The sequence below is a fragment of the Aliishimia ponticola genome, from assembly GCF_004803475.1.
GTDB classification, from domain to species: Bacteria; Pseudomonadota; Alphaproteobacteria; order Rhodobacterales; family Rhodobacteraceae; genus Aliishimia; species Aliishimia ponticola.
Map to the genome: position 1 here is coordinate 156,369 of NZ_SRKY01000004.1, position 22,278 is coordinate 178,646.

Annotated in this window: 4 protein-coding genes; 2 read left to right on the top strand and 2 right to left on the bottom strand. The window is 61.6% G+C overall.

Features of this window, described 5'->3' with window-relative positions:
• Window positions 1–2 precede the first annotated feature (2 nt).
• Together E4Z66_RS15185 and E4Z66_RS15190 are read right to left on the bottom strand one after the other, a co-directional pair.
• Window positions 3–3,395, bottom strand: a complete 3,393-nt coding sequence (locus E4Z66_RS15185; protein ID WP_136463901.1) for an LPS-assembly protein LptD — start codon at window positions 3,393–3,395, stop codon at window positions 3–5.
• A gap of 11 nt (window positions 3,396–3,406) precedes the next feature.
• On the bottom strand, window positions 3,407–15,559 hold the full coding sequence (locus E4Z66_RS15190; protein ID WP_211097168.1) for a DUF7507 domain-containing protein: 12,153 nt from the start codon (window positions 15,557–15,559) through the stop codon (window positions 3,407–3,409).
• 303 nt (window positions 15,560–15,862) lie between these two features.
• Between E4Z66_RS15190 and E4Z66_RS15195 the strand changes: the two genes are divergently transcribed.
• Window positions 15,863–17,323, top strand: a complete 1,461-nt coding sequence (locus E4Z66_RS15195; protein ID WP_136463903.1) for a M81 family metallopeptidase — start codon at window positions 15,863–15,865, stop codon at window positions 17,321–17,323.
• 170 nt (window positions 17,324–17,493) lie between these two features.
• Entirely contained in the window at window positions 17,494–22,074 is a 4,581-nt protein-coding gene (locus tag E4Z66_RS15200) for a Calx-beta domain-containing protein (protein WP_168797817.1), read from the top strand.
• Window positions 22,075–22,278: the final 204 nt, after the last annotated feature.

The window sequence follows — 22,278 nt, forward strand, 5'->3', positions numbered from 1 at the left end:
GCTTAGAACTTCGCAACGATGTTGATGAAGGCCCCGCGATCATCATAGGTCAGGTCGGTCAGATCATCGCTGAAATTGGTCAAGTTATAGCCCACACCGATTTTCAGGTGGTCGCCCACATGCCGATAGATCGCGGCCAGCCCGCCGATCTCTGTGGTGCCTGCGTCGTAAAGCTCCAGCGCGCGGACCTCGAACAGCGCGTCCCAGTTCTTGACCACGTGCCACCGCGCGTTGAGCACCCCCAGAACCGCATCGTTGCGGGTATAGTCGGAATCGCTGTCCACGGCGCTTTCCGCCAGACGGGCGCCCACTTTGGCCCCCAGCGACCATTGTTCATTCAGGTCATATTCGGCATCGACGCTGAACACATGGCTGCGCTGCACCGGGCCAAGCGTGTCCGAATTGTCAAGCTGCTGGCCATATTGGTCGTCCAGATAGCGGTAGCGGAACAGCAGGTTCAAACGTTCGTTATTCACGGGCCGATAAGCGTACCCGATGGAAATATCGGTATAATCGCTGTCCGGCGCGATCCCGCTATTGCCTTCGGTCCGTGAGACTTGCGCGCTAAAGACCAGACGTTGATTTTCGTCGATCTTGTAGCTGCCCGATCCGGCCAACAGCCATGTCTGGCTGTCCCGTGTCGAGCCAGAGCGCGACCCGTCTTCGTCCCGGTATTCCAGCCGGGCTTTGCCGTTCCAGCCTTCGGAATGGTACTGCACCCCAAGCGACAGCGCGTAACGGTCGAAATCGCCATTCACCCGGTCGCGGATTTGCCCGACCTCGAAGGCGGTCAGATAGGACAGGCGATCTGTCGGCTCATAGGTAACGCCGTAGGCCGAGGTCAGCGTCTGATACCGTCCGAACCGGTCATAGCTGTTTTCGCCGAATACCGTGACCGTATCGCTGACAGGACGTTCCCCGCCAAAGATATAGCGCCCGCGCGACCGGCCGGTTTCCGACATGGTCATGCCGATGACTTCATGGGTCGGATCAAGGTCATAGCCGATATAGGAATTGCCATCCTCGCCCTTGTCATTGCGCACGAGGATGCGCCCTCCCTCGCCCAGATCGCCATCGGACAGTTCGCCCTCGACGCTCCAGCCGTTATCCCACGCGACGCTGACACCGGCGCCGTACCGGTCGTTGCTTTCCAGCGTGCCGGACCGTTCCAGCGTGTTCTGCGCAAAGACGTGCCAAGACAGGTTCTCGCGCGGGGAATAGGTCAGGCGCACCGCCGCATCCGTCCGCGTGCCATCGCCCGACCCGGAAATGCCCCGCCGTTCGAGGTTTTCGATCCCGAAGGCCAGCGACACGCGGTCATTCACGATATAATCCGCTTCGACCCCGCCTTCGCGGTCAAGGCGCCCGCCATCCTGCTCGTAGCTGTCGTAATATGCGCCCAAGGTCAGCCGCTGCGTTACCTGCGCATCCAGCGCCAGCCCCCACAGCGTTTCATCTGCCGTCGTGGTGTAATCCAGCGACGAGAAGCCCGCATCGCGGGTTTCCCAATAGCCGCTGATCGTCCCATCGACCCCAAGACCAAGATCGGTGAGCGCGGCGCGACCTTCTATGCGAACCGCCTCACCATCGCCCCCTGCCGCCGCGATCGGGTCAAAGACCAGACCGCCATCGGTAGAGACCTGATAGCCAAATCCCGGCCCGTCAGAGCGGGCATATTCCAGATGAACGAAGGTCTCTTCGTTCATACGGTAAAGCAGGTCGGCGCCATAAGCGTCCTGCCGCCCCGACCCGGTTTCCTCGCTTTGGATCGTCGCGCCAAAGCGCAACTGCTCCGTTGCCCAGACCTCACCGCGCCCACCATAGGCAAAGGCGTCCACATCACCGCTATCGGGCGTGTATTCGTACTGCGCGACAAGGTTCACATCGGCCGCGCCGCCGGGATCGGTGATGACGATGCCATTGGATCCGGTGCTGGATTGCAGCGGCGCGCGCAAGGTCACGATGCCCTGAATATAGTTGATGGTGTAGTCTCGGCCCTCGACCAGCGTCCGGGTCTCGATCACACGGCCCGTGGTGCCGTCGCGCACTTGCACCAACATGGTTTCGGTGCCGATGCTGATGTCCTGACGGCTGAGGAAATAGACAGACCCGCCAGTGCCGCGGAACACGTCGCGCTGCGGCAAGGCATCGGGCTGCGCGCCATAGGCCTCGACCCGCCAGTTGGGGTCGCCATGCGCCGTCGTGTCCTTGGATTCCAGATGCAGCCGCCCGCCATAAAGCGTGCGGTCATTGCGCAGCAGGTTGGTGCCTTGCAGATCGGCGCGCCAATCGCCCCAGACCACGTAGTTGTTGTCCTTCTGAACCCGCAGATAGAACTTGCCCGACGTCGGCGTGTCATCGAACAGCGTACTGTCATCGCCATAGGTGGGATAAAGGTCATCGGGGTCGATGCGCAGGAAAGTCGTCCGCGGATCGCGCTCATCCAAGCCTTCGAAAATCTCGTCGAGATCCCCTTCGCCGGTATCGATCTGGCCGGTGACTTCAACGCCATTGGCATAGCGCCCTTTGAAATACCCGGCGATGCGCCCGCGCGTATAGGTGCCGCTGCCGTCAAGATCGCTGTCGCGATAGCCATGGGTCAGATCGATATGCGCCGTATAGAACAGTTCCGATCGCGGCACTTCGATGTCGCGCACAATGTCCACAGTCGGCCCCGCGCCAACAGTACGCACCGATACCGCATGGTCCCCCGGAGGCAGGATACGCTGAATCACAAAGCGTCCCGACGGGTCAGGCCGCACCGTTTCGCCCAGTGTCTGAACCGACGCGCCCGGCGCGACAGAGCTGCCGGACACGGTAACGGCCCCGCCAAAGACAGGGATTCCCCGCCGCACCAGTGCGCTGCTGCCATCCTCGACCCCGTCCTCAAGGCCGCGTTCATCGCCGGTGGAGATGGTCAGGGGGGCGGTCTCGTCATAGCGGCCGCGCGCGTCATAGACGCGGTGCACGGCAACGATGTTTTCGCCTTCGGGGACGGTGATCGAAACCGCGCCATTTGGCGGAACGTCGTGGCGGCTCAGCACGCGCGGACCGCCACGCACCCGGCGTTCGATCAGCAGGACTTCGCCCCGCGTCACGAATCCCGGATAGTTCATTTCCGATTGCAGCGTCACGGTCTGACCCGGCGCGTATCCCGCATCGCTGCCTGTGATCTGCAAATCCAGGCGCGGCGTTGTGACCAGCCCGTCATATTGAACGCGCACATCCGCCTTTTGCAGCTGCTCATCCGCTTTTTCGACCTTGCGGCGCAGGACCGGATCGCCGGAGACCTGATCGCCATTGAGCGAGATGGAGAACCCGCTGCCCGATTGCGCCAGAACGGGAAGTGCCGTTGTGGACAGGAGGACGGCCGTGATCGCTGCGTATCTGTTCATCGTACCAACCCTCATTGCAACCGCCTCACCGAACGCTGGACATCCAAGCTGTACGTTCCGCGCCCACGCCATGCCGCGCGCAGGGCCTTTTCCGTGGCCGCAAGTCGCGCCCGCGCAGTGGCCACGCCTTCGTCCGACCGGTTGTAGCGCAGGTGCACCACAGCCGGGGTGCGGCGAATGTGATCGACCAGACCTGACAGCCCCTGGCGCAGGCCTGCGCTTGGCTCATCGCCCGCGAACGCAGCACCGGTCAGGTCGATTTCGACCACGTTGCCAAGCCGTGCGCCGAAGTTCATTTCCACCATTTTACCGGCGGTCAGGCGCATCACGCGCGGGTTTTCCGTCGTCATCAGGTAGCCGGTTGGCAAGCTGCGTTCGTCCAGCTTCAGCAGGAAGTTGCTGCCGATCCGTTCCGGCAGTTCCGCGCAAGGCACGTTGAAGCGGCCATATTCATCGGTGGTGATGATGTCGCCGCGCGCCGTGACCAGCTTGACCCCGGGAAGGCCGGGCTCACCGCCATCCTCTTCGATCTGGGCCGTGGACAGCTTGCCGAGCTTTTGCTTGAACAAATCCTGATTGGTGATGCCGCGCAGTTGTTCTGGCGGGTCCTGATAGCCATCGCCATCGCGGTCGTCAAAGACCTTGCCGATCACGTCAGAGCAATCGAACACGGCCTCTGGCGTCACCCGCACAGTCGCTGTCGCGGTGTTCGACACGCGCGCGCCGCTCGGCCCCAGCACATAGGCGGTGTTGGTATACTCCCCCGGCCCGTCGAGCAGACGCGCGCTGATCTGGATTGTCACTGTCTCGCCCGGATCAAGCGTCTGGCCCGTCCAAGTCAGGGTTCTGCCAGCCACCGTCGGTGCGGGCGTGTCCGCGCCGTTGAAAAGCGCCGAGTCCGGCACATAAAGCATCCCGGCAGGCAGGCGGTCGACAAAGGTCAGGCCAGCCTCCGCCGTTGTGTTCCGATTCTCGAAGGTCAGTTCATAGGTCACGGTCGAGCCGCGCTGCACCAGCAGGCCGCTGATCACACGTTTGCTGGCCACGATGTCGGGATCTTCCTCCACTGCGGCCACGCCGACCGACGCCGTCACCGGAACCGACAGCCGGTTCGACGAGAATTCGACCGTGTTCAGCCCGGCGGGCGAGCCGTTCGTCACGTCATAGCGCACAGCAAGGGTCACGACGCCGGTTTCCCCCGGCAGCAGCGATGTTCCGGCACTGACGGTATTGATATCGCTGACCCCGTCATAGCCGGTATTCGCGCCGCCCGTGGCAAAGCCCGTGGCGACAGGCGTGCCGACCGTATCCAGCACCGCCGGCGCGACGAAGGCCGACAGATCGTCGTTCAGAACGATATCCTCGTGGGTCACGTTGCCCTGGTTCTCGACCGAGAGTGTAAAGATGACCTCGAACACGGACGGGGCGACGCGCGTTGGCACAGATGCGGTCTTTTCAACCGCGACGGTCGTGTCCGCTTCGATCAGAATTTCAGTCGGATCGTTCAGCGTGTTGCCATCGGTATCGTCGCCATCGTCCGACACATCCGACACGCGCAGGCCCAGAGGGCTGCTGCCTGCAGCTTCGAACGTGTTCTGAATGCCGCCCGCGTCGAAATCATCCTGCGTCAGAGTATAGGTCACGGTGACATCGGCGATTTCATCCGCGCCCAGCGTCGCAAGGCTGGCGGGCGTGATGCTGTCAGGTGTCAGGGCCGTGCCATCCAGACGCTCAAGCGTGTCTGTGAACGTCACATCGGTCAGGGTAACATTGCCGGTATTTGCCACGGTAATGTCGAAGGTGACGACATCGCCCGGCTCTTCTGGCTGAACCGTCTGGTTGTCCGAGGTTTTCGTCACCTCCAGCAGCGGTGCAGGCGCGATGGTCAAAAGCGTGGGATCGCCTTCGGTGTTGCCATCGCTATCGTCATTGTCATCGGCCACGTCCGAAACCGGCACATTGCCCGGCCCGATGCCGCTGACCGTGGCGACGTTGGACAGCCCACCCGCGTCGATATCCTCGACCGAAAGTTCATAGCTCACCTGCCATGTAGCGCTTTCGCCCGGCGCCAAGGTTGCGGGAATGGTCCCGACCGGCGATGCGGTTTGCGCGCCGATCACGGTGCCATCTGCACGGCTGAGCGTATCGGACACGGTCAGACCGGTCACATCGACATTGCCGACATTGCTTGCGACGATCTCGAACACAACCGTGTCGCCTGCCACTGCGCCGGTGGCCACAACGGTCTTGATCACGTCAAGGCGCGGGTCGCGTGTGATCTCCACGATGGTCGGATCATCGACAGAATTGCCGTCGCCATCATTGCCGTCGTCGGACACGTCGCTGACGGTTCCGGACCCGTTCGGGCCATCCGCCGTCACGGTAACAGTGTTGCGCACCCCGCCTGAGTTCAGATCGGATTGGGTGATCTGGTACTGTGCGGTGTAGGTCCAGACCTCATCAACATCGAGAAGGCCGTCCAGATCATCATCCCCGCTGCTCAGCGCAAAAGGCGTGGTCAGGAAGGTCGGCGCGTTGGTCGAAATCCGGTTCATCGTGTCGGCGATGTTCGTCACATCCAGCGACACGTTCCCGGTATTGGCGACCGTCAGCATGTAGGTGATGCTTTCGCCCGGCACCAGCGCGGTAAAGCTGGCGGTCTTGGTCGCTTCCAGTCCGGGGGTCTGCACCGGACCGGCGGTGGTGAGCGTATCTTCCACCGTGACAGAACGGGTGCCATTGAGGTCATCGGCACTGACGCTGGCCGTATTCTCGATCTCTCCGGCATCCACGTCTTCCTGCGTGACGGTATAGGTCGCCGTGCAGGTCGTCGCGTCAGATGTGAAAGGATCAAGCGTTGCGATGGTGCAGCTAAAGCCCGGAATCAGCGGATCGGTGACGGTCACATCGACTACGGTGAACTTGGAGGTGTTCTCCACCTCGAACCCATAGGTGATCAGGCTGCCCACCGCGCCGAACGGCGTCGGCGTCGCGGTCTTGGTCAGCGCAAGGCTAAGCGGTTCCGCCGCCGGGCCGGGAACCGTCACGCTATCGGATACGTCCGGCACTGCCACGCCCTTCGGCGTGATGCCCTCGGCGGTGGCAGAGTTGGTGAAGGTGCCCGCATCGATATCGGCCTGCGTCACCTCATAATCGCCGCTACAGATCAGCTCATCGCCGGGGGCAAGGCTGTCCACTTCGCAGACCAGCGAGGGGATCTGCGGATCACTGACCGCAACCGACGTCAGGGTCTGGTTGCCGGTATTGGTCAGCGTGAAGTCAAAGGTGATGATCTCGCCCAGATCGGTGAATTCGGTCGCTGTGGTCGATTTCACCAGCTCGAAGGCAGGTTCAGTCGCGGCTTCGGTCGTCACGGTCGACGGGGCCGAGATTACCGGCGCGGGCAGGCCCGCAAGGCTGGTTTCGGCAAGCGCCTCGTTAAAGACTTCGCCCGCGTCCAGATCCTCTTGCGTGACCGTATAGGCGGTGGTCGCATCGGTTTCGCAAACTGCGGTTTCGCCGGGTCGGAAATCAGGGTCCGCCGCCGTTGCGGTGTAGCAGACCAGCGGATCGGGCAGTTTGGTGTCGTTGATCACCACGTCATTCACGAAGGCGAGCGCACCGGTATTTTCCACGGTGAAGCGATAGTTGATCCGGTCGCCCACTTCTTCGAAGCCGCCCGCGCGCGGGTTGCCACTGGCATCGGTGACACTGACCAGCTCCTTGAGCACTTCAAGCGCAGGCTCGGCATCGTTCGGGATGGTTTCCGTCACCAGCGGGCTGGTGACATTCCCGTCGGTGGCCGTCGCGCTGTTGGTGACAGAGGTCAGGTCCACATCACCCGATGTCACGGTGTAAACGCCCGTGCAGATATAGGTGCCGCCCGGCGCGACCCCTGCGGCCGGGAATGGCGGACAGGTTATGTCGCTGGCCGGGATCAGGTTGTCATTGACGGTGATTTCATCGGTGATCGTGACGTTGCCGGTGTTGGTCACCGTATAGGTATACCCGACCACGGCCCCCACGAAGAACTCGGTCGCAGGATCAACGGAATCCGCGACCTTTTCGATCTCCAGCTCCGGGGCCTGGTTGGCCGGGACAGTGGCCGTGTCCGTCACCGGAGCGGCGGTTCCAACGGTCGCTGTCGCGGTGTTCTCGAACTCGCCGCGATCCAGGTCTTCCTGCGTGATGGTGTAGCTTGCGGTACATTCGCGGATTTCGCCCGGAGCCCAAGGCAGCGTTGGCGAGACCACATCGCAGGTGACGCCTCCGGGGATCAGCGGATCATCCACGACAATCGGGTCCGTCAGGGTGACGTTGCCGATATTTTCCAAAGTGAACAGGTAATCGAGCACATCGCCAACGGCATCGAAGGTGGCGTCTGTGCCCACATACTCCTTGGCAAAGGAGATTTCCGGTTCCGCCGCGATCACAAGCTGGGTCGGGTTGTCATCGCCATCGGCCGGGTCGCCATTATCGCTGGTGTCGGTGACCGGGGGGCCGGTCGGCGGATTGCCCGACACAACGGCGGAGTTCTGAATACCGCCCGCGTCGATATCCGCCTGCGTCAGCACATAGGTCGCGATGTAGCGCGCGGTCTCGCCCACGGTCAGCGTGCCATCGGGCGAGCCGGCATCGCTGCCCCCAAAGCTTGGCCCGGTGGCCAGAAGCAGCGGGTCGCCTTCCAGCGTTTCCAGCGTGTCGGACACAATCGCAACGCCCGTCATGGTGACGTTGCCGGTATTCTCGACCTCGATCAGGAAGGTGACGGTATCGCCCACTTCGGTGCCCGAAGAGGTGATCTGCTTGGTGCTGGTGAGTTCGGGATCGGCCGGAAGTTCAAACCCGGTCGGCGTGGACCCGGTCGAGCCGGGCGCGCCAGTGTCCGACACATCGCTGACCTGCGTGCCGGACGGATCCAGCGCGGTGACCTGGACGGAGTTGCTCAGCCCGCCGCTGTCGATATCGTCTTGTGTGAGGACGTGGTTCACCTCGTAAACCCAGACCTCCCCCACATCGAGGGAGACACCATCGCCAAAGGACAGAACCGGTGTCGGCGCGGGCAGGATCAGATCGCCATTGCCATCGCGCAGCACATCGGTCAGCGCGATGTTGTCCAAGGTCACGTTGCCGGTGTTTTCCACATTGATGAAGAAGGTAACGATATCGCCCGGCGCGGTGCCAGTGTTGAAGGCGACGGTCTTGATCACGTCCAGTTCCGGGTCCGGCGCGGCGACCGTGACGGTCTCATCGTCGCTTGCCGTGGGCGGCGTCAGGCCGGTGGGCGGCGTCGCAGTTCCGGTCACGGCATTAGTGATATCCGCCCCGGCGTCGATATCCGCCTGCGTCACCGTATAGCTGGCGGTCAGTGTCGCATCCTCGCCCGGCGGCAGGGTAGAAATAACGCCACCATTGGAAATCGTGAACGGCACGGTTCCGGCGGCGCTTGTGTGCATGTCGCTGAGCGTCACGTCGTCAAGCGTCACGTTCCCGATATTGGTCACCGTGTAGGTGTAAAGGATGGTCTGACCTGCGATTACGTCCGTGGCATCTTCGGCCTGCTTTGCGATGGTGAAGGCAGGGCCGCGCTGTGCCGGAACGGTTTCCGTCGCTTCCGCGCGTTCCGGGTCGGTCGGATCGAAGGGTACTTCGGCGCTTTCCACCGTTGCGATATTCGTCACCTCGCCCGCATCGATATCGTCCTGCGTCACGGCATAGGTCGCGGTGCAGGTGATGAAGTCCAGCGGCGTCAGGCCACCTGCCGGGAAGGCCGGGCAGGACACGGTATCGATCTTGTCATCGGTCACGGTGGGCTGGCTTTGCAGGGTCACGTTGCCCGTGTTCGCCACCACATAACTATAGGTGATGATCTCGCCCGGCGTGCTGAACTGCGCCAGATCAGCGCTTTTCGCGAGGCTGAAGGCAGGTTCCGCCGGGGGGCCATCGATGGTGATCTCGCCCTCATCCTCAACCGGTGAGGTCGGATCGCTGGCCGGGATCGCCGTTGCATTGACGGTATTGGTCAGGCTGCCCTGATCGATATCGTCCTGCGTGACGATGTAGAAGAAGGTACAGCTTGTGTCGATGTCGCCCGGAGCAAGTTCCGTCACGGTGCAGGTTTCACCCGGCACCAGCGCATCCGTGACCTCAACCGAGGTGAGCGTCACGTTGCCCGTGTTGGTCACGGTGACTTCGAATTCCAGTTCCTGCCCGACGATGGAGTAATCGGCGTCCGGCTCGCTGGAGCTGAGCGCCTTGGTGACCTCAACCTCCGGGTCGGCCGGGTCAAGGTTCGCTTCGGTGCTGCCGCTGCCGGTAACGGCGTCGCCCGCCGGGGTCGTGCCCGACGCGGTTGCGGTGTTCTCAAGCTCTTGCGCGTCGATATCGGCCTGCGTGACGGTGTAATCACCCTCGCAATAGAGCGTGTCGCCCGGCGCCAGCGTCGCGGTTCCGCTGACCGGGGTGCCTGCGTTCGATGTGCCAAGATAGCAGTCGAGTGCCGGGATCAGCGGGTCAGAGACTTCGACCCCGTTCAGCGTTGTATCGCCGGAGTTGGTGGTCAGGATGCCGAAGGTTAGGACGTCCTCCGCGCTGGCCGGATCAGGGCCGCCCGCCACGGATTTGGCAACCGTCAGTGCAGGATCGTTAACCGCTGGCACAGTTACCGTGTCGGCAGGCGATTGCACATCCATGCCGCCAAAGACGGTGTTGGCGGTCGCCACATTGGTCACGAAACCGCCGGACTGGCCCGCAGAGACCGCATCAAGATCTTCCTGCGTTACGGTATATTGCGCGGTACATGTGATGCTTTCGCCGACCAGAAGCTGCCCCCCCGCCGGTGTCGGGCAGGTGACCGCCACCTTGTCATCGGTCACGGTAATCGCATTGGCGAAGGCCGGGGACGGCGTGCCGGGCGAGGTATTCGTCACAATATAGCTATAGTTGATCGTATCGCCGACCTGCGTGAATTCCGTCTCCTGCGCGCTCTTCTCGACCGTCAATGCGGGGTTCGCATTGGTCGGAACCGTCGCTGCCGCCGGAAGCGATGTCGTGCCATCGGCCGTCGCCGTCGCATTGTTCGTGACGCTGCCGATCTGAATATCGGTCAGGGTCAGCTCATAAACGCCGGTGTAGGTGATGCTGCCACCCGGCGCGAGGCCCGCGGCAGGGAAGGTCGCGTCGATCGTGATATCCGCCGGGTCGATCAGGTTGTCGTTGATGACAGGCTCGGTCCCGAAGGTCGTGTTGCCGGTATTGGTCACCGTATAGCGATAGGTGACATCCTTGCCTTGGGCAAAGGTGTCATCCTCGATGCTGACCACTTCCTTGAGAATGGTCATCTCCGGGGTTTGTACCGCCGGGACGGTCACGCTGTCGCTATCGGTCGGCACGGGATTGCTGCCGAAGCTCGCGACCGGAGAGGCGGTGTTGGTCACGGACCCCGCATCGATATCCTCTTGCGTGGCGGTCCAGATCAATTCGCAGGTCACGTCATCGCCCGGCGCCAGTGCTGCTGTTGAACAGGCTTGCGCCGCGCCGCCCGCGATCTTGTCATCCGTGACCTGAATCGGGCCGGGGATCGTCACGTTGCCGGTATTGGTGACGGTGTATGCGAAAGTGATCGTATCGCCCGGCGCATCGAACGAAGATTCCGACCCGGCTGCGATCGCCTTGGCAATGCTCAATTCCGCGGCCTGCGCGGCGGCGACCGTTTCGCTCTGCGGAGCAGAGGTGGCGGTAATCGTGTTCGGGCCGCCTACTGTGTCCGGAACAACCGGCTGGTTGACCGTCGCAGTGGCGACATTGGTGACTTCGCCCGTATTCAGATCGGCCTGCGTGACCGCATAGGTCGCGGTGCAGGTCAGGGTGGCGCCCGGTGTCAGACCACCCCCCGGCAGCGGCGGGCAAGTCACACTTGTCTTGTCGTCCGCCACCGAGATCGGCGCAGTCAACGTGACGTTGCCATCGTTCAGCACCACGTAGTCATAGGTGATCTCGTCACCGACGGCGGTGAACCCGGCACCGCTTGTGGCGGTCTTGGTCATGGAGATGGACGGGGCCTGCGTCGGGCCGGCCAAGGACACCGTATCGCTGGCCGTGACCGCGCTGCCATCCGGGGCTTGCCCGGCCACATCGACGGTATTGCCCAGAACCTTGGCGTCCACATCCGATTGCAGGACCGTATAGCTTGTCGAAAGCGGCGTGCTATCGGCACAGACCGTTGTCGAGCCGCCCGGCGCGAGGTCCGGCAGGGTACAGGAGAAACCCGTCAGATCATCGGTCAGCACCAGCGAAGACAAGGTCACATTGCCGTCGTTGAACACCTCGAAGCTGTAGTCTTCGCTGCTGTCCACTGCACCGAACGTGCTGTCGCCGTCGACTTCCGTCTTGACCACGCGCAGATCAGGATCGGCGGCATCGACCGTCACCGTTTCATCGTCGCTTGCGGTCGGGGCCGTGACACCGGCGGGCGGCGTGCCCGTGCCAGTTACCGTGTTCGTCAGCGCCGTACCCGCGTCGATATCGTCCTGCGTCACCGTATAGGTCGCGGTCAGGGTCACACTGTCGCCCGGCGCAAGCGGACCCGTCTGCCCGCCCCCGGAAATCGTCAGCGTCTGCGCCCCGGAAGCGCTGGTATGCGTATCGGTCAGCGCCACGTCGGACAGGCTTACATTGCCGGTATTCTCGACCTCGTAGCTATAGGTGATGAGCTGGCCCGCCACGACATTGGTGGAATCGTCCGCTGTTTTTTCGATGGTGAATGCAGCGGTCTGATTGGCGGCAGGCGTGGTCAGTGTGCTGTTGTCCCCCGTCGCACCCGGCGCGGTGGCCGAGGCGCTGTTCACGATCTCGCCCGCGTCCAGATCGGCCTGCGTGACGGTATAGATCGCCTGACAGGAGAAATCATCGACCGTCGACACCGCAAGCGACGGGATCGTACAGGTCAGACCCAGAAGCGGGTCGGTCACAGTGATATCGGTCAGCGTCTGTGTGCCGGTATTGGCCACCGCGAAAGTATAGCGGATCTGGTCACCGACATTCTCGAATGCCGCCGTGTCAGCCGTTTTCGACAGGTCCAGCGATTTGATCGCGGCGGCCGGATTGATCGGGGTCGTCTCGGATGCCGTGACCGGATCGATCAGCGCGCCCGTGCTGGAACTACCGGTGGCAGAGGCCGTGTTGTCGATCTGGCCGGCATCCATGTCGTCCTGCGTCACGACATAGTCGCCGGTGCATTCCGCGAAATCGAGCGGTCCGATGTTGGTCAAATCGCAAGACAGACCCGGAATGAGCGGATCGGTCACCGTGGCAGAGGCGATGGTCTGCTCTGTCTGGTTGGTCACACGGAACGTGTAGGTGATGGTTTCACCCACGGCGCTGAAATCGCTGGGGCCGGTTTTGTCCAGCGTAAAGGACGGCGTGATCGCAACGGGAACCGTCGCCGTCGCAGAGGGCGATGTGACGGTGAAGGGCGACCCGTTATTCGGCCGGGTGAATTCGGCGGTCGCGCTGTTCTCGACCTCGCCCGCGTCGATTTCGGCCTGCGTCGGGGAATAGGTGCCGGTACAGATCACCGAATTCGGCGTCCCGTCGCCGACCGGGAAAATCCGTTGGGTCTGATCGCAGGTGACGCTGCTTAGCTTGGGGTCGTTGATCGAGATGGTTTGCGCCGTGTCGATGGACAGATCGCCCACATTGGTCACGGTGAACGTATAGGTGATGACGTCGCTGGTGCTGGAGACACTGGCAAGGTCGGCCACCTTGTCCAGCGTGATCGCATCGGTGCCCGCCTGCGGGACCGTGGCGGTATCGGCGTTGGACGTCGTGGTGCCATCGGTGGCTGTCGCCGTATTCGTGACGAACCCGGCATTTTCATCGGCCACGGTGATCTCATAGGTGGCCTGACATGTGCGCGACTGGCCGGGGTCCAGCGCGGCGGTGCCGCACTCAATCGGATCGGGGAAACGGTCATCGGTCACGGTGATCGGTTCGGTGATCGTCGTGTTGCCGCTATTGGTGACCTCATAGGTATAGGTCACCGTTTGCGTCGCGAAGAAGTCGACCGGGTCCACCACCGGCGCTTGCTTGTCCAGCGTCAGATCCGGCATCTGATCGGCTTGAACCGTCAGTTCCACCGGGTCAGATGTCACCTCGTCGCCATCGGGGTCACGGCCTGCCGCGCTTGCGGTGTTGGTGACTTCCCCTGCATCGAGGTCTTCCTGCGTGGTCATGTAATCGTCGGAGGTACAGGTAATGCTTGCCCCAGGCGCGATCGGCCCGGCAGGGCAGGTCACGGTGATCAGATCATCGGTGACTTCCGGCGCGGTGAGGGTGACATTGCCCGTATTGGTCAACGTGTAGTCATAGGTCAGCGCCACCCCGGTCGCATCAAAGCTGGTCGGGCTGGCCGCGTTCAGCGCCTTGACGATGGTCAGGCCCGTTTCCAGCAGCGCGGGCACTGTCACCTCGCCGGTATCGGACACCGCGACGCCGCCCACGGTGATATCGGCCTGCGCCGTGTTCACGACTTCGCCCGCGTCCAGATCCGCCTGAGTGATCTCGTATTCCGCCGTACAGATGACCGCACCATTGGGCGCAATCGGACCCACAGGGCAATCGACGGTGCCGCTTGCCCCGGTGATCAGCGCATCGGTGATGGTCGGCGCTGCGGGCCATGTGACATTTCCGGTATTCGTGACTTCAATCCGGAATTGCAGCACATCCCCGACATCCGAGAAGTTCGGCTGAAGCGCGGATTTATCCACCACGATCGCAGGCGCGGCAGCAGCGCCGCTGACGGTTTCATCCACGCTGCGGGTCAGCCCTGTCTGGCCGCGATCTTCGGCCTCGGCGGTGGCGGTATTCGTCAGCAATGTCCCGTTCAGGGCAAAGGAATCCACATCTTCCTGCGTGACCTCATAGGTCGCCTGGCAGGTCAACGTATCGCCCGGCAACAGGCTGGCCACGGAACACGACAGCGACGGGATCAGGTTATCCATCACCGACACATCTGTCAGTGTCGTGTTGCCGGTGTTTTCGACCTCGTAATCATAGATGATGGCATCGCCCACCGCAGAGAATGTCTGCTGACGTGCCACTTTGGTGATGGTCATGTCCGGGTTGAATGTGGGGCCGTTCAGCGTCACCTCATCCGTCACCGCCCCCAGCACACCGAATTCAGGATTGCCGATAGCGCTGGCCACGTTGGTCAGCGTACCGTTATCGATATCTTCCTGTGTGACCGTATAAATCGCGGTACATGTCGCGACCTCGGGCTGGCCACCTCCAGTGGTTTCGTTGATCGTCGTCTTGTCACAGGTGACGGTGCCGCCCTGGGCATCGACCTTGTCATCGGACACCGATAGGTTGTTGATGTTGACCGACCCGATATTGGTGATCGTGTAGGTATAGGTAATCTCTTCACCGACCGTGGTGTAATCGGTGGCGGTCGTCGTCTTTTCGAACTCATAGCCGGGCGCAATGGTCCGCAGCGCCTCGTCCGACAGGTTGTTGCCGCGGCGGAAATCCCAGTAGTTGTCGTTCGGATCGTCGTCGAGCACCTGCGTGGTCGTGACGCCGGTCGACAGCAGACTGTTTGTCAGCGCCGGATCGGAGGAACTGAACCACCCGGTGTTGAAGCTGTTATTGCCGAAGCCCGTCTGAAATCCCTGGCTGACCGTGCCGCTGTTATCGGTCTTTTCCGTCGTCAGGCCGGACCACGACCCGACATTGACACCATTCATGATCAGGCTGATGTCGTTTTCGTCAAACCCGCCGGGTTGCGTATCGCCATCATAGGCCGAAAACCGGATATAGACCTGTGCGATCTCGCCGCCGAAATAGTCGGTGCAGGTACGGATACCGCAATCGAGCGGAATCGGATCGTTGATCGTGAACGGATTGCCCCGAAAACTGGCCGGCTGCCCGTTTGAGTTGAATCCACGGAACGCCCCATCGGGGTCGCTGAACTGGTAGTAGACCTGCCCGTTGACACCGACCATGACGATGACAACGCCGCCTGCCTCGGGATAGGCGGAGGGCAGCGAAATCCCGGCACCGGGCACTGTTGTCGTAAATGAAGTTGCTTCTGCGCTGCTTGCCAGAGAGAAAGCTGCCGCAGCAACCCCTGCTCCGACGGACCTCAAGACGGCACGTCGCTTCATTCCCTGTAATCCACTGTCCAAGGCGCCCATGTTGTTCTTATGCGGGCGGAGTTACTCACGAAAGTTCCTGCGCCAAGTCTCTGCAACTTGTGCGTGTTGAAGTATTTGTTCCATTTTAAAAGTTGTTTTTCAATGAGCAGTTGGCCCGGTTTTTCCCATTGGTCACAGGATCGCGCCTTATTGTTGTCTTTTTGCAAAGGCCAAAGCCGCCGCGGGCGGAAAATCCGTGCATTGCCGGGGCTTCTATGCTGCCATGGTCGCACGAGGGGCCGCAGGTGTCCCAATGCGTTGGGAGAATGCGACATGAAGGTTCTTATCGGCGGGCTCGCCACAGAGACGAACACGTTCTCCCCCATACCGACCGGGCGGACCTCTTTCGAGGAGGCGATGGCGACACGCGACGCCACGCAGCAGCCCCCCAACCTGTTTTCCGCCCCGCTTATCGAATGGCGCCGCATGGCCGAGGACCGTAGCTGGAACGTCTATGAAAGCCTGTGCGCTTTTGCCCAGCCCGCGGGGATCACCATTCGCAGTGTGTACGAAGAGTACCGCGATGAAATCCTTGAGGATATTCGACGCGAAAAGCCCGATATTCTGCTGCTTTCCATGCATGGCGCCATGATCGCCGACGGCTATGACGATTGCGAGGGCGATACCCTGACGCGCGCCCGCGACATTCTGGGGCCGGATGCGGTGATCGGGCTGGAGATCGACCCGCATAACCATCTCACCGAAGCGATGCTGGCGGCGGCGGACCTTATCGTGATGTACAAGGAATATTCCCATATCGACAGCCCGGACCGTGCGCGCGAATTGTTCACCCTTGCCGCCGACACGGCAGAGGGGAAGATTTCTCCGGTGATGCGCGAATATGAGTGCGGCATGATGCTGATGATGCCGACGCTGAATGACGGCCCGGCCAAGGATTTCGTCACGGCGATGAAGGAACGCGAAGGCCAGGACGGGGTGTTGTCGCTGTCGCTGACCCATTCCTTCCCCTATGGTGACCACCCGCGCGCCGGGATGCGGATGCTGGCGATCTGCGATGGCGATGCGGACAAGGCGGCGGCAGTGGCCGAAGAGTTCGGGCGCAAACTTTGGGACGTGCGCGAAGGGCTGCTGATCCGTTTTGCCAGCATGGAGGACACGCTGACCAAAGTGCAGGCGGCCAATACCGGCGGTTTCGTTCTGGCCGATTACGCCGATAACGCGGGCGGCGGTGCGCCATCGGATTCAACCTTCGTGCTGCAAGAGGTTCTGGCGCGCGGCATGACGGATGTGGCGCTTGGTCTGTACTGGGATCCCCAACTTGTGCGCACCTGCGAAGAGGCCGGGGTTGGTGCCAATCTGCGCGTGCGGATCGGCGGCAAGATCTGCGAAGCGTCCGGCACGCCGGTCGATCTGGACGTCACCGTGCGCGGCATCCGGCACGGCATGACCCAGTTCCTTGGCAAGACCGAGATGGAGATGGGCACCGGCGTCTGGCTTGAGGCCGATGGCGTTCACATCGTCCTGTCAACCAAACGCACGCAAACCTTCAGCCCGAACGCTTTCACCGATCTGGGCGTGCCGCTGGCGGATATGAAGGCGGTGGTCGTGAAAAGCTCCAACCATTTTTACGCGGGATTCGCGCCGGTCGCGCAGGAAATCATCCATATGGCAACGCCCGGCACCATGCCCGCAGACGTGGCACAAGTGCCGTTCCGACGCTTTCACGCGCAGGTCTGGCCGATGGTCGAAGAGCCGTTTCACGCCCGGCAATGACGGCGGCTTGAGCCAATAGAAAGCCACCGGCGCCAATGCGCAGGCAGTCCCAATTGTATTACTTAATATTTCGTTAATTTCGCGCAGATGCAGCTTGTAAACAATACAGGCTCATGCTCACAATTGAACACAATTTTGCAGCTAATTCCAAATTTTCAGGGGAATACCCAATGGTCGATATTTCTGTATCTGGCGGCAACGTCATTGAGTTCTACAACAACTACATCGAGTACACGGTTTCGCTTTCCGAAGAGTCCACGGATGTTGTCACGGTGTCCTACCGCACGTTGCGGGATACGGCGACCGACTACGATCTGGATAACACGTTCAACAACTCCGCCAATAACGGAACACTGACATTCGCGCCGGGTGAAACCTCCAAGACTGTTCTGATCGAAGCGGAGTCGGATTCGATCGACGAGTTTGACGAAAATGTCGTGCTGGAGCTGTACAACCCCTCGCTCAATGCCGCGTTCGAGGATGGCGCGCCGGTGTTGCGCAGCGCCGGCGTCATTCTGGACGATGACGGCACCGGATCGAACCTTGCCGTGTTCGTATCCGATCCGATAATCGTCGAAGGCGATAGCGGCACCAAGAACGCGGTCTTCGAGGTGCGCCTGTCGCAGCCCGCCAGCAGCGGCTTTTCCTTCACCTATACGACATTCGATATCACCGCCGAAGCGGGCAGCGACTATACCCCGGCCTCGGGGACGCTCAGCTTTGCGTCTGGACAAGAGGTTGCCTATGTTTCCGTCCCGGTTCTGGGCGACATTGATGGCGAGGCGGCGGAGCTCTTTGGTCTGGCCGTCACGCCGCCAGCCAACCCCGTTATCGGGACGGCGGGCGCGGTCGGGACTGCGACGATCCTCGACACTGATACGAGCGTGCTCCCCGAAATCAGCATCGAAGGCGATTTCGCGACCGAGTTCTACAATAACTACGTCCGCTTTATCGTGACCCTGTCGGAACCGTCGCTGGATTCCGTTTCCGTTGATTACCGGACTTTGCGCGGCACGGCGGTGGATTACGACCTCGACAGCGCATTCACCAGCACCGCGAATAACGGAACCCTGACATTCGCACCGGGGCAAACCAGCCTGTCGATCCTGATCGAAGCGGAAAGCGACAGTATCGACGAGGCCGATGAACATTTCACGCTGGAATTGTTCAATCCGACTGCGAATGTCGTCTTCGCGGGCGGCACCCCGGTTTTGCGCAGCACCGGGATCATTCACGACGATGACGGCGCGGGATCGAACCTTGCGGTTTTCGTGTCCAACCCGGTGATCGTCGAAGCCGATAGTGGCCAGACCGACGCGGTGTTCGAAATCCGCCTGTCACAACCCGCCACGTCTGCCATGACGTTCACATACACGACCGCAGACATCACCGCGACGGCGGGCGAAGACTATCAACTGACCTCCGGCAGCGTCAGCTTCGTGCCCGGTCAGGATGTGGCCGCGGTGCGGGTGCCGGTTCTGGGCGATCTCGATGCCGAAGCGGCCGAGAAATTCGCGCTTGTCGTGACCCCGCCGGGCGGTGTCGCGGTCAATACCGATGGTGCGGTTGGCGAGGCGACCCTGCTGGATACCGATACCAGCCCCTTCCCCGAGATCAGCATCGAGGGTGACAGCACGCTGGAAGCCTACAACAACTACATGCGGTTCACCGTGACCCTGTCCGAACCTGCGCTGGACGTGGTGACTGTGTCCTACCGCACGCTGCGCGACACCGCGACGGATTATGATCTGGACGCTGCGTTCAGTTACACGACCAACAATGGCACACTGACATTCGCACCGGGGCAGACGACGCTGTCTATCCTGATCGAAGCCGAAAGCGATAGCATCGACGAAGCCGATGAGAACATCGTGGTCGAGCTTTTCGATCCATCGGCCAATGCGGTTTTTGCCGGGGGCACACCCGTGCTGCGCAGCACCGGGATCATTTGGGATGACGACGGCGTCGGCTCCAATCTGGCGGTATTCGTGTCCGATCCGGTCCTGACCGAAGGCGACGAAGGCCAGACCGAAGCGGTGTTTGAAATCCGCCTGTCGCAACCGGCCAGCAGCGCCTTCACGATGACCTATGCGACGAAGGATCTGTCGGCCATCGCGGGCGAGGATTACATCCCCATGTCAGGCCAGGTCAGCTTTCAGCCGGGCCAGACCCTGGCATCGGTGTCCGTCCCGGTGCTGGGCGATCTGGATGCAGAGGCGGTGGAAAGCTTTGCGCTGGTCGTGACGCCACCGGCCAGCCCGTCGATCAACACCGACGGGGCCGTGGGCGAGGCGATGATCCTTGATACGGATACCAGCCCCCTGACAGAGATCAGCGTCACCGGCGACTTCACGACCGAGTTCTATAACAACTACATGCGGTTCGTTCTGACCTTGTCGGAACCGGCCGCGGAACCGGTGACCGTGTCCTACCGCACTCTGCGCGACACCGCGATCGACTACGATCTCGACTCCGCTTTCTCCAGCACGGTGAACAACGGAACGGTCACATTCGCGCCGGGGCAAACCTCCCTGTCGGTCTTCATCGAGGCGGAAAACGACACGATTGACGAGCGGGACGAGAATATCACCCTGGAACTCTTCGAGCCGTCTGAAAACGCCGTCTTTGCGGGCGGTGTTCCTGTCCTGCGCAGCACCGGGGTGATCCATGACAATGATGGGGCCGGGCCCAACATGGCTGTGTTCGTTTCTGATCCCGTGGTGGTTGAAGGCGGGGATGGTATCTCTCAGGCGGTGTTTGAAATCACCTTGTCCGAGCCTGCGCAGACCGAGATCACCTTCGACTATGAAACGCAGGATATCACCACCGAAGCAGGCAGCGACTACATCGCCCAGATCGGCACGATCACCTTCGCGCCAGGGCAAGACACCGCGAGCGTGGCGGTCGATATCCTTAACGACAATGCGGGCGAGCCGGCAGAGCAATTCGCGCTGGTCGTGACGCCGCCTCCCAGCCCCTCTATCGGAACCGATGGGGCCGTCGGTGTGGCATTGATCCTCGACACGGACACGACGCTGCTGCCGGAAGTCAGCATTGAAGGCGACGTGGTGTATGAGTTCTACAACAACTACCTGCGCTTCGTCGTGACCCTGTCCGAACCCAGCACCGAGACGGTTACGATCGATTATGACGTGGTGCCCGGCTCTGCCGATGCGACGGACCTTGATAACGGGCTGCAATCGGGCACGCTGAGCTTTGCGCCCGGTGAGACGACCAAATCGGTCTTTGTCGAAGCCGAAGCAGATACGCTCGACGAGCGGGATGAAAGCATTCATTTGCGCCTGACCAACCCCGTCAACGCGGTCTTTCCGCAGGATGAGGGCGAAATCCTCGCCACGGGCTTCGTGCTTGACGATGACGGGCTGGGAACGAACCAAGCCGTCGCCGGGACGCCGACGCAAGTGCATGAGACCGGCGCGGCCAGCACGGTGTTCTTCGTGGATGTCAGCCTGTCCCGTCCAAGCAGCGAAACGCTGACCTTCGAGGCTGAGCTGCTGTCTGGAACCGGGACCGCGGACACGGATATCGCGCTGATCGACAACGAGGTCATCTTTGTCCCCGGGGCCACCAAGGCCGCTGTGGCCGTTCAGGTCTTTGGCGACAACAATGAAACAGAAGGCGCGGAGACGGTCGAACTGGTCCTGACCCCGGCACCCGGTCAGGCCTTCAACGGGACGATCCTCAACACCACGATCACCATTGGCGATGGTCCGGCCCCGGTTGTTCTGGGCAACACGCCGGACATTCTGCAAGGCACGCCCGGCGACGATGTGGTCAGCTTGCTGGGCGGCGACGATACGTTCGACGCGCTGGCAGGTGACGATGTGATCGCCCCCGGCGCGGGTGACGACAATATCGACGGCGGCTTTGGCAGTGACACGATTGACTACAGTGACGCGCTGGGCGGTGTGAACGTCTATCTTCAATTCTCCGGCAAGAATGTCGGGGGCGGACAGGGGCGCGACACCTTCACCAGTATCGAAAACCTGATCGGCTCTGCGTTCAATGACCGTTTGATTGGCGATAGTGGCGACAACATCTTTACCGCCGGAACCGGTGACGATGTTGTGAAGGGCAAAGGCGGCGACGATACCTTTTATGGCAATGCGGGCGATGACACGCTGCGCGGGGCCGAAGGGGTCGACATCATGTATGGCCACCGCGACAACGATACCCTGCTGGGGCTCGAAGGGGATGACTTCCTCTATGGCGGCAATGGGACGGACTACCTGTATGGCGGGTTTGACTCCGACTATCTGGATGGCGGCGCGAATGACGACTTCCTGCGCGGCAACCGTGGCGGCGACACGATTGACGGCGGCGGCGGCGATGACGATATCCGTGGCGGCGGCAATGGCGATGTGCTGAATGGCGGCTACGGGGATGATTACATCCTTGGCGAAGGCGGCGGCGACTACATCTCGGGCGGTGCGGGCGACGACACCTTGTTCGGCGGCTTCGGCGGCGGTGTCTTCGACGGCCAGCGCGACACGTTCATCTTCGCCTCTTCCGCCGATGGCGCGGGCGGTTTCGACCGTATCCGTGACTGGGAGGATGGAATTGACCGGCTTGATCTGTCGGCATTCGACTTCGACAACTTCGCTGCCGATGTGCTGTCGCTGGCCTCCAATGCCGGTACAGCCATGCGGATCAACTTCGGTGGCGGCGATGTGATCTATATCGACAACTTCCAGGTCGCAGACTTCAACGCAAGCGATGTGATCCTGTAAGCCGGTCCACCGCGCCGCCAGCCAGAATGCGGGCGGCGCGGATTTCATGCGGGCCTTGAAACGCAGTGTTTCCATTTCGGGCGCGTTTGTCTTGTTTCAGGCCAAAGCCCGCCCCCTTCACGCCACCCGGCCCTGCCACATTCGTCAGAGTTAACGAACTATTTTGTTGCCAGTCATTGTATGACGCAGGCGGCGGCCATTGCG

What these genes read in the sequence shown, in the direction of transcription:
- E4Z66_RS15185 (WP_136463901.1), bottom strand. Translation starts at nt 3,395, where the DNA reads ATGAACAGATACGCAGCGATCACGGCCGTCCTCCTGTCCACAACGGCA.
- E4Z66_RS15190 (WP_211097168.1), bottom strand. Translation starts at nt 15,559, where the DNA reads ATGAAGCGACGTGCCGTCTTGAGGTCCGTCGGAGCAGGGGTTGCTGCG.
- E4Z66_RS15195 (WP_136463903.1), top strand. Translation starts at nt 15,863, where the DNA reads ATGAAGGTTCTTATCGGCGGGCTCGCCACAGAGACGAACACGTTCTCC.
- E4Z66_RS15200 (WP_168797817.1), top strand. Translation starts at nt 17,494, where the DNA reads ATGGTCGATATTTCTGTATCTGGCGGCAACGTCATTGAGTTCTACAAC.